The 6,856-nt window shown below is 74.9% G+C and carries 8 protein-coding genes; 5 read left to right on the plus strand and 3 right to left on the minus strand.

The window, feature by feature from the left end; all coding sequences use genetic code 11:
• A partial coding sequence (locus ACFU99_RS27280) for an NAD(P)/FAD-dependent oxidoreductase (protein WP_384396732.1) occupies positions 1 to 879 on the plus strand: 879 nt, incomplete at its 5' end.
• 91 nt (positions 880 to 970) lie between these two features.
• Here ACFU99_RS27280 and ACFU99_RS27285 read toward each other — a convergent pair.
• Positions 971 to 1,741 carry an ANTAR domain-containing response regulator gene (locus tag ACFU99_RS27285; protein ID WP_384396735.1) on the minus strand — a complete coding sequence of 257 codons (771 nt, stop codon included), beginning with the start codon at positions 1,739 to 1,741 and terminating at the stop codon, positions 971 to 973.
• 172 nt (positions 1,742 to 1,913) lie between these two features.
• Between ACFU99_RS27285 and ACFU99_RS27290 the strand changes: the two genes are divergently transcribed.
• Complete coding sequence (locus tag ACFU99_RS27290) at positions 1,914 to 3,119, plus strand: PAS domain-containing protein (protein WP_384396738.1); 1,206 nt, start codon at positions 1,914 to 1,916, stop codon at positions 3,117 to 3,119.
• Positions 3,120 to 3,159: 40 nt separating this feature from the next.
• On the opposite strand, the gene ACFU99_RS27295 is transcribed toward ACFU99_RS27290, so the two are convergent.
• The gene (locus tag ACFU99_RS27295) at positions 3,160 to 3,963 is read right to left on the minus strand and encodes a SigB/SigF/SigG family RNA polymerase sigma factor (RefSeq protein ID WP_384396741.1); all 804 of its coding nucleotides are present in this window, start codon (positions 3,961 to 3,963) and stop codon (positions 3,160 to 3,162) included.
• Between the two features lie 349 nt (positions 3,964 to 4,312).
• On the opposite strand from ACFU99_RS27295, the gene ACFU99_RS27300 reads away from it, so the two are divergent.
• Positions 4,313 to 4,855 (plus strand): type 1 glutamine amidotransferase domain-containing protein, encoded by a 543-nt coding sequence (locus ACFU99_RS27300; protein ID WP_384396744.1) that lies wholly within the window; start codon positions 4,313 to 4,315, stop codon positions 4,853 to 4,855.
• Positions 4,856 to 4,901: 46 nt separating this feature from the next.
• Here ACFU99_RS27300 and ACFU99_RS27305 read toward each other — a convergent pair whose 3' ends face one another.
• Positions 4,902 to 5,498: a TIGR03086 family metal-binding protein gene (locus tag ACFU99_RS27305; RefSeq protein ID WP_384396746.1), complete on the minus strand. Its 597-nt coding sequence runs from the start codon at positions 5,496 to 5,498 to the stop codon at positions 4,902 to 4,904.
• 212 nt (positions 5,499 to 5,710) lie between these two features.
• On the opposite strand from ACFU99_RS27305, the gene ACFU99_RS27310 reads away from it, so the two are divergent.
• Together ACFU99_RS27310 and ACFU99_RS27315 are read left to right on the plus strand one after the other, a co-directional pair.
• Positions 5,711 to 6,151, plus strand: a complete 441-nt coding sequence (locus ACFU99_RS27310; RefSeq protein ID WP_384396749.1) for a CBS domain-containing protein — start codon at positions 5,711 to 5,713, stop codon at positions 6,149 to 6,151.
• A 145-nt stretch (positions 6,152 to 6,296) separates the two neighbouring features.
• Positions 6,297 to 6,856, plus strand: a 560-nt coding sequence (locus tag ACFU99_RS27315) for a phosphatase PAP2 family protein (RefSeq protein WP_384396752.1), incomplete at its 3' end; no start/stop codon positions are given.

The raw sequence follows: 6,856 nt of genomic DNA on the forward strand, positions 1-6,856 counted from the left end.
GCGGCGCCCCTCGACCGGCTGCGGGCCCGGAACTACCCCTGGTGCCGGCTGGACCCCGGCCGGGCCCGCGAGCTGGCGCCCGACCTGCGCGTCCCCGGCCACGTGCGGCACATCGCGTACTTCCCCGAGGAGGGTTACGCCCTGCCGCACCCGCTCGTCGCCCGGCTGTGGGGCGAGGCCCGCGAGCTCGGCGCCGAGCTGCGCTGCCCCGCCGAGGTGACCGGCATCGAGGAGCGCGCCGCGGACGTGCGGCTCGAACTGTCCGACGGTACGGAGGACACCGTCGACCTGGTCGTCACCGCGACCGGCCGCTGGAGCGCGCGCACCGCGGCGCTGGCCGGTGTGTCGCTGCCCATGGCGGACACGACGGAGCCCGGCTCCGCCACGGTCGGCCTCCTCGGCTACACCTCCCCGACGGCGGCACGGCTCGACATGGTCCTCACCACGCCGCGCGTCAACGTCCGCCCGGACGGCGGCGGCCGGCTCGTCGTCCAGGGGCTCGACCTCGACGCGGACGCCGACCCCGCCGCGCCGCTCCCCGTGGACGGCCCGCACGCCGCGCAGCTCCTCGACCGCCTCGCCGACCTGCTGCACAGCACCCAGGGCGCCCGCCTCGACTCACTGCGCGTGGGCCGGCGCGCGATCCCCGCGGACGGCCTCACCGTCGCCGGCCGACTGCGCCCGGACGGCCGCGTCTACGCGCTGGCCACGCACAGCGGCATCACCCTGGGCCCGCTCCTCGGCCGACTGGCTGCACGGGAGCTGCTGGACGGCGAACGCGACCCGCTGCTGGCCGGCTTCGCCCCGGACCGCCTCACCCGCGCCGCACCGGACTCCTTCGGCGAGCTGACGCGCCCCCGGTTCGCGGGACAGCAGTAGCGGCCTCGCCACGGGCGGCCGAGCGGCATGGCCGCCCCGGCGCGTCGCGGGCGTCGGCGTCGCCCCGGCACGGGCCCGCCGCTCGGGCCGGTCACCCGGCCGGGCGGGGTCCCGCGTCGGCGGCGGCGTCGGCGGCCGGACCGGCCTCGCGGCGGAGTTTGCGGAGTTCGCCTTCGAGGCCGTGGCCGCGGGTGCGGACGACGACCTCGGCGAGGTCGGCGAGTTTGCGGTTGGAGCGCTGGGAGTGGCGGCGGAGGAGGTCGAAGGCTTCCTCCGCGTCGCAGCCCAGCACGTACATGGCGATGCCGCAGGCCTGGTCGACGACCGGGCGGCGGCGCAGTGCCGTGTCGAGCTGGTCGACCTCGGCGAGGGCCCGGCGGTAGCGGCGGTCGCGGACGAAGCTGGTGAGGGCGAGGTCGCCGAGCATCTCGGTGGCCTCGTGGGCCTCCTGCCGCAGCGGGCCGGGGCGGAAGCCGTAGACGCTGACGGTGACGGTGAGCGCGTCGCGGCTGAAGACGAGGGTGGCGCTGGAGCGTACGCCCACGTCCAGGGCGCGGGCCCGGAAGACGGGCCAGCGGCGGTCGTGGAGAAGGTCGTCGGCGGCGGCCTCGCGGCCGGTGTCGAGGGCCGCCGGTATGGGGCCGTCGCCCGTCTCCAACTGGGCGGTCACCAGGGTCGACAGGTCCGGGTGGGTGGCCGCCGTGGACGCGTCGTCGGCGTCGTCCGTGACGGCGGTGACGGTGGCGCCGCAGCTGCCGGGGGCGCACCACGCGGCCTGTTCGGCGAGGTGGGCGAGTCCGCGGTCCAGGGACGCCGCGCCGTATTCGGATGCGCCGACGACCTGCGCGAGTGAGGTGGTCATACGGTCCGGCATGGGGTGGCTCAGTCCCTTCGCGTTCGATTCGTTCCTCCCGTGCCCTAACTGTCCCGCTGCCCGCCCGGCCCGCCCCGGAAACAAGCGGAAGGCGGTGGCCGGGGAACAACAGGCCGGATCTGCGGGGCTGGCCGTCACCCGACCGGGCTACGGTGTGCCCATGACCGGGGCTGAGGAATTCGGTGCGGAACTGGCGGACTTCCGCAGCCGCGTCGACGAATTGCGTACCGCGCGGGCGCTGCCCGCGCAGGAGCGGCTGTCCGCGCTGGACGCCGCGCTGTTCGAATTGGAGCACGCGGCGGACGTCCTGTGGCCGCGCTATGAGGAGCTGGCCGCGGCGGCGCGCGGCAGCGCGGAGGGCCTGCGCGGGCAGGGCGGTCAGGAACAGCAGTTGCTGAGGGCGCTGTTCCAGCGGATGCCGATGGCGGTGGCGCTGCTCGACCGGGAGACGGTGGTCAGGCGGCTCAACTTCGCGGCGACCCAGCTGTTCGGGATGCGGGCGGGGTTCGCGACGGGCCGGCGGCTGACGGGTTCGCTGCGGCACGACGGCCGGGCGGCGCTGCGCGGTCAGGTCGCGGCGGTGGCGCGCGGCGAGGGGGCGCGCAGCCTGCTGGTGCACCTGCCCGGCGGCCGTGCGGGCGCGGCCCTGCGGGTGACGCTGACGGCGCTGCGGCCGCCGGGCGAGCTGCGGAACGCGGTGCTGGCCGTCTTCCAGCCCGCCGCCGACGGCGAGCGCACGGGCCCCGCGCCGGCCGCCGCGAAGGCCGCGGCGCAGGGCTCCGCGACCGCCCCGTACCTGGCGGAGGTGACCCGCCACGCCGAACTCCTGGACCTCCTCGACGCGATGGCGACGGCGCTGCTGGAGCGGCGCGCGAGCGGCGCGGCGGAGGTGCTGGAGCGGGTGGCGCGGGTGCTGCACGGCCGGTTCGCGGACTGGGTGGTGGGCGATCTCAACGACGGCGGCACGCTGCGCCGCGTGGTGGTGCTGGGCCCCTCCTCGGCGGACGGGCTCCGTACGGCGGTGGCCGAGGTGAACCCGGCCGACTGCCCGCTGGTGGTCGAGGCGACGGCCGCCGGGACCTCGGCGCTCCAGGTGCAGCCGGACGACCCGGAGCTCTTCGGCCGCGACCGGGACGGGGCCGCGCTGCTCGTACGGGCGGAGGTCACGTCTCTGGTGTGCGTACCGCTGCGGCCCGCGCCGACGGCGCCGGTACGGGGCGCGCTGACGCTGCTGCGCTCGGGCGGGCGGCACGCGTTCGAGATGGCGGAGGCGGGGGTGGTGGACCGGATATCCCGGCATGTGGCGCTGGCGGTCGCGGCCGTCGATCCCGCCCGGGGCCGGGACACCGCGGAGGCCGCCTCCTGACGCCGCCTCACTTCCCGCCGCGGCTGTAGAGCCTGTCGACTCACGCGGCCTCCTGGAGCACCTGGCGGCGCAGCCGGTTGCAGGTGCGGCTGATCAGCCGGGACACGTGCATCTGGGAGATGCCGAGCTGGTCGGCGATGCGGCTCTGCGTCATGTCGCAGAAGAACCGCATGTAGAGGATGTTGCGCTCGCGCTCGGGCAGGGCGCGCAGCTTGGGCTTGAGGGACTCGCGGTCCACGACGAGGTCGAAGCCGTGCTCGGGCGAGCGGAGGGTGTCGGCGAGGGAGTAGCCGTCCTCGGCGCCCGGCAGTTCGGCGTCCAGGGACAGGGTGGTGAAGCTCTCCATCGCCTCCATGCCGACCAGCACCTCCTCCTCGGTGAGGCCGGTGTGGCGGGCGAGCGCGGCGACGCTGGGGCCGTGGCCGTCGAGCGAGCGGGTCAGCTCGTGGGTGGCGGCGCGCACCCGGTTGCGGAGGTTCTGCACGCGGCGCGGGACGTGCAGGCCCCACATGTGGTCGCGGAAGTGCCGCTTGACCTCGCCGACGATGGTCGGCACCGCGAAGCTCTCGAAGGCGGCCCCGCGGTCGGGGTCGTACCGCTTGACGGCCTTGACCAGGCCCAGCAGGGCCACTTGCTGAAGGTCCTCGACGGACTCGCCGCGATTGCGGAACTGCCGGGCGAGCCGCTCGGCCATCGGGATCCAGGCGCGGACGACGCGCTGCCGCAGCTCGTCCTTCTCGGGGCCGTCGGGCATGGCGATGATGCGGCGGAAGTCGTCCATGGTGTCGGGGGCGTCGTCATGGGGGTGACGGCGGTGCGTGCGTACCGTGATCGCGGTGGCCATTGCTGGTCTCCTCAGCGGTGGGTGGTGGTGGCACCGCGGGAGCGCACTGCACGAAGCGGACAGAGCACGCCTGGAGCGATGATCCGCTCCCACGGGCGTGCCTCCAGTCCGAAGCACATGTATTCGGGTGCCCCGCCGCGCGGGGACCAAACGGGGTTTTTCTCTCCGCGTTTTTCTCTCCGCGTCCGCGGACACCCGTGACCGTGGGGCGACGGCGGCCGTCGAGTGTCGGGATGCCCATGCCTCGCCTACGTTCGTAGGGGATCTACGTTCGTAGGGGATCTGCGTTCATGGGAGATCCACCGTGCGCGGGGAACCGCGCGCGCACCGTGTCAAGGGAGTGAGCAACATGCGGATCGCTTTTCTGGTGGCCCCCGAGGGCGTCGAGCAGATCGAGCTGACCGACCCCTGGCAGGCCGTGCTCGACACGGGCGGCACGCCCGAGCTGGTGTCGACGGAGTCCGGCCGCATCCAGGCGTTCGACCATCTCGACAAGGCGGACACGTTCGCCGTGGACCGGACCCTGGACGAGGCGGAGGTGTCGGACTACGACGGGCTGGTGCTGCCGGGCGGCGTGGCCAACCCGGACGCGCTGCGGATGGACGCGCGGGCCGTCGCGTTCGCGAAGGGCTTCTTCGACGCGGGCAAGCCGGTCGCGGCGATCTGCCACGCTGCGTGGACGCTGGTGGAGGCCGATGTGGTGCGCGGCCGGACCCTCACCTCGTGGCCGAGCCTGGCGACCGACATCCGCAACGCGGGCGGCACCTGGGTGAACGAGCAGGTCAAGGTGTGCACCGGCGGCCCCAACACGCTGATCACCAGCCGCAATCCGGACGACCTCAAGGCGTTCCGCGAGGCGTTCACGAGGGAATTCGACACGTCGGGCAGCTGAGACCGGCCGCTCGCGCGGACCCGTACGGACGACCGGCCGCCCGGCGTCAGGGCCTGCGGCCCAGCAGGCACAGGAGCTTGGTCTGCGGGTCCGAGCCGGGCGGCGGCTCCACCGGCTCCGCGAAGTAGTCGGTCTTGGACAGGTCGGCGGCGTGCGGCGCCACTTGGCGGGCCGCGAAGGAGACGAGCTCGCCCGGCAGCCGCTCGTCGCCGTCGGTGGCACGCGCCAGGTCCCAGGAGTGCACCACGGCGTCGGTGATCATCTCCGCGCAGTAGTCGGCGGCCGGGCTGTCGCCGTAGGAGAGATGGACCGTGCGCTCCAGCGCGTTCGGCTCCGAGAACGCCGCTCGGGCCGCCGCGGCGGCCCGCATCCAGGTCGTGGCCGGGTCGTCGCCCAGCTGGTCGCCGTCGAACGCGTCGCCCCGCGCGTCGATGGACGAGCCGTCACGGACCAGCGACGGCACCCAGAGCTGTTCGACGGTCAGGTGGTTCACGAGGTCGCGTACGGTCCATTCGGCGCACGGCGTCAGCGCGTCCCACTGGTCGGGCCGCACGGCGCCCAGCCGCTCGGTGAACAGGTCCAGGGCCTCGGCGTGCCGGGTGAGCAGCGGGTTGTGCGGCGTGGTGTGCGACGGGTCAGCCATGCCGCCATTGTCCCCTCGGGGCCCGTCGGCTGCGACCCCGCCGGGCCGTCGCGATCCCGGAGGGCGGCCGCGATCCGCCCGTGTCGATGACGCCGTCCCGGGTACCCGCCCCACGCAGTCCGGCTCTGACGTGCTCGCCCGCGCGTCGCGGGCAGCACGGCGGGCCGGTACGGAAGGGAACCACCGAGCAACCGATAAGAGGTCGAACAGAGATGGCCCAGTTCGTGAAGGACGTCATGACACCCGCGATCGCCTCGGTCTCCCCAGACGCCTCCCTGGTCGAGGCCGCCCAGCTGATGCGCTCGCAGGACATCGGCGATGTGCTCATCGCCGAGGACGGACGGCTCCTCGGCGTGCTCACCGACCGCGACATCGCCCTGCGCGCCGTCGCCGACGGGGTGGACCCGCTCACCGTCAGCTGCCACTCCGTGTGCACCCGCGAACCGGTGACGGTCGGCCCCGAGGAGGAGGTACGGGCGGCCGTACGTCTGATGCGGGAGCACTCCGTACGGCGGCTGCCGGTCGTCGAGGACGGGCGGCCGCTCGGCGTGATCAGCATCGGGGACCTCTCCCGGGAGCAGGATCCCGGCTCGACGCTGGCCGACATCAGCCGCGCCTCCCCCAACACCTTGCCCGGCATCGCGTCGGCCTGAGCGCGGCGGGCCCCACCCCGGCACCGGCCCCGGCACGGGTCGCGGCACTGGCCCCGGCCCCGGCCCCGGCATCGGCCCTGGTGCCGGGTGTCGGCGCCGGGTGTCGGTGCCGCATCCCGGCGACGCTCCGGGGTAGACGTCGCGCATGCGAAATCCGTTGAGTACATGGGACCGCACGGTCTTCCACCAGGTCGCCACCCGCCACTGGCCGGGCGGTGACCGCGTGCTGCCGGGGCTCACCCGCAGCGCGAACCACGGCGCGCTGTGGCTGGGCATCGCCGCCGGCGCCGCGGCGCTCGGGGGCCGGCCCGCCCGGCGGGCCGCGCTGCGCGGCGTGGTCTCGCTCGCCGCGGCCTCGGCCACCGTGAACACACTGGGCAAGCGCTCGGTGGGGCGGCGGCGGCCGCTGCTGGACTCGGTGCCGGTGATACGACAGCTCGCCCGGCAGCCCTTCACCACCTCCTTCCCGTCGGGGCACGCGGCCTCGGCGGTCGCCTTCGCGACCGGCGTCGCGTTCGAGAACCGCTGGTGGGGGCTGGCGCTCGCGCCGCTCGCCGCCTCCGTCTGCTTCTCCCGCGTCTACACCGGCGTCCACTATCCGGGCGATGTGCTGGCGGGCGCCGCGCTCGGCGCCGGCGCGGCCTACGCGGTGCGCGGGCTCGCGCCGACGCGCTCCCAGCTCGCGCCCCCGGCCCGGCCGCAGGC

This window comes from Streptomyces sp. NPDC057654, from assembly GCF_042800135.1.
In the GTDB taxonomy this organism is placed as follows: domain Bacteria; phylum Actinomycetota; class Actinomycetes; order Streptomycetales; family Streptomycetaceae; genus Streptomyces.

Bases quoted from the DNA above. Each gene is read 5' to 3' on its own strand.
- ACFU99_RS27295 (WP_384396741.1), bottom strand. From the start codon at position 3,963: ATGGCCACCGCGATCACGGTACGCACGCACCGCCGTCACCCCCATGAC.
- ACFU99_RS27310 (WP_384396749.1), top strand. From the start codon at position 5,711: ATGGCCCAGTTCGTGAAGGACGTCATGACACCCGCGATCGCCTCGGTC.
- ACFU99_RS27305 (WP_384396746.1), bottom strand. From the start codon at position 5,498: ATGGCTGACCCGTCGCACACCACGCCGCACAACCCGCTGCTCACCCGG.
- ACFU99_RS27300 (WP_384396744.1), top strand. From the start codon at position 4,313: ATGCGGATCGCTTTTCTGGTGGCCCCCGAGGGCGTCGAGCAGATCGAG.
- ACFU99_RS27290 (WP_384396738.1), top strand. From the start codon at position 1,914: ATGACCGGGGCTGAGGAATTCGGTGCGGAACTGGCGGACTTCCGCAGC.
- ACFU99_RS27285 (WP_384396735.1), bottom strand. From the start codon at position 1,741: ATGACCACCTCACTCGCGCAGGTCGTCGGCGCATCCGAATACGGCGCG.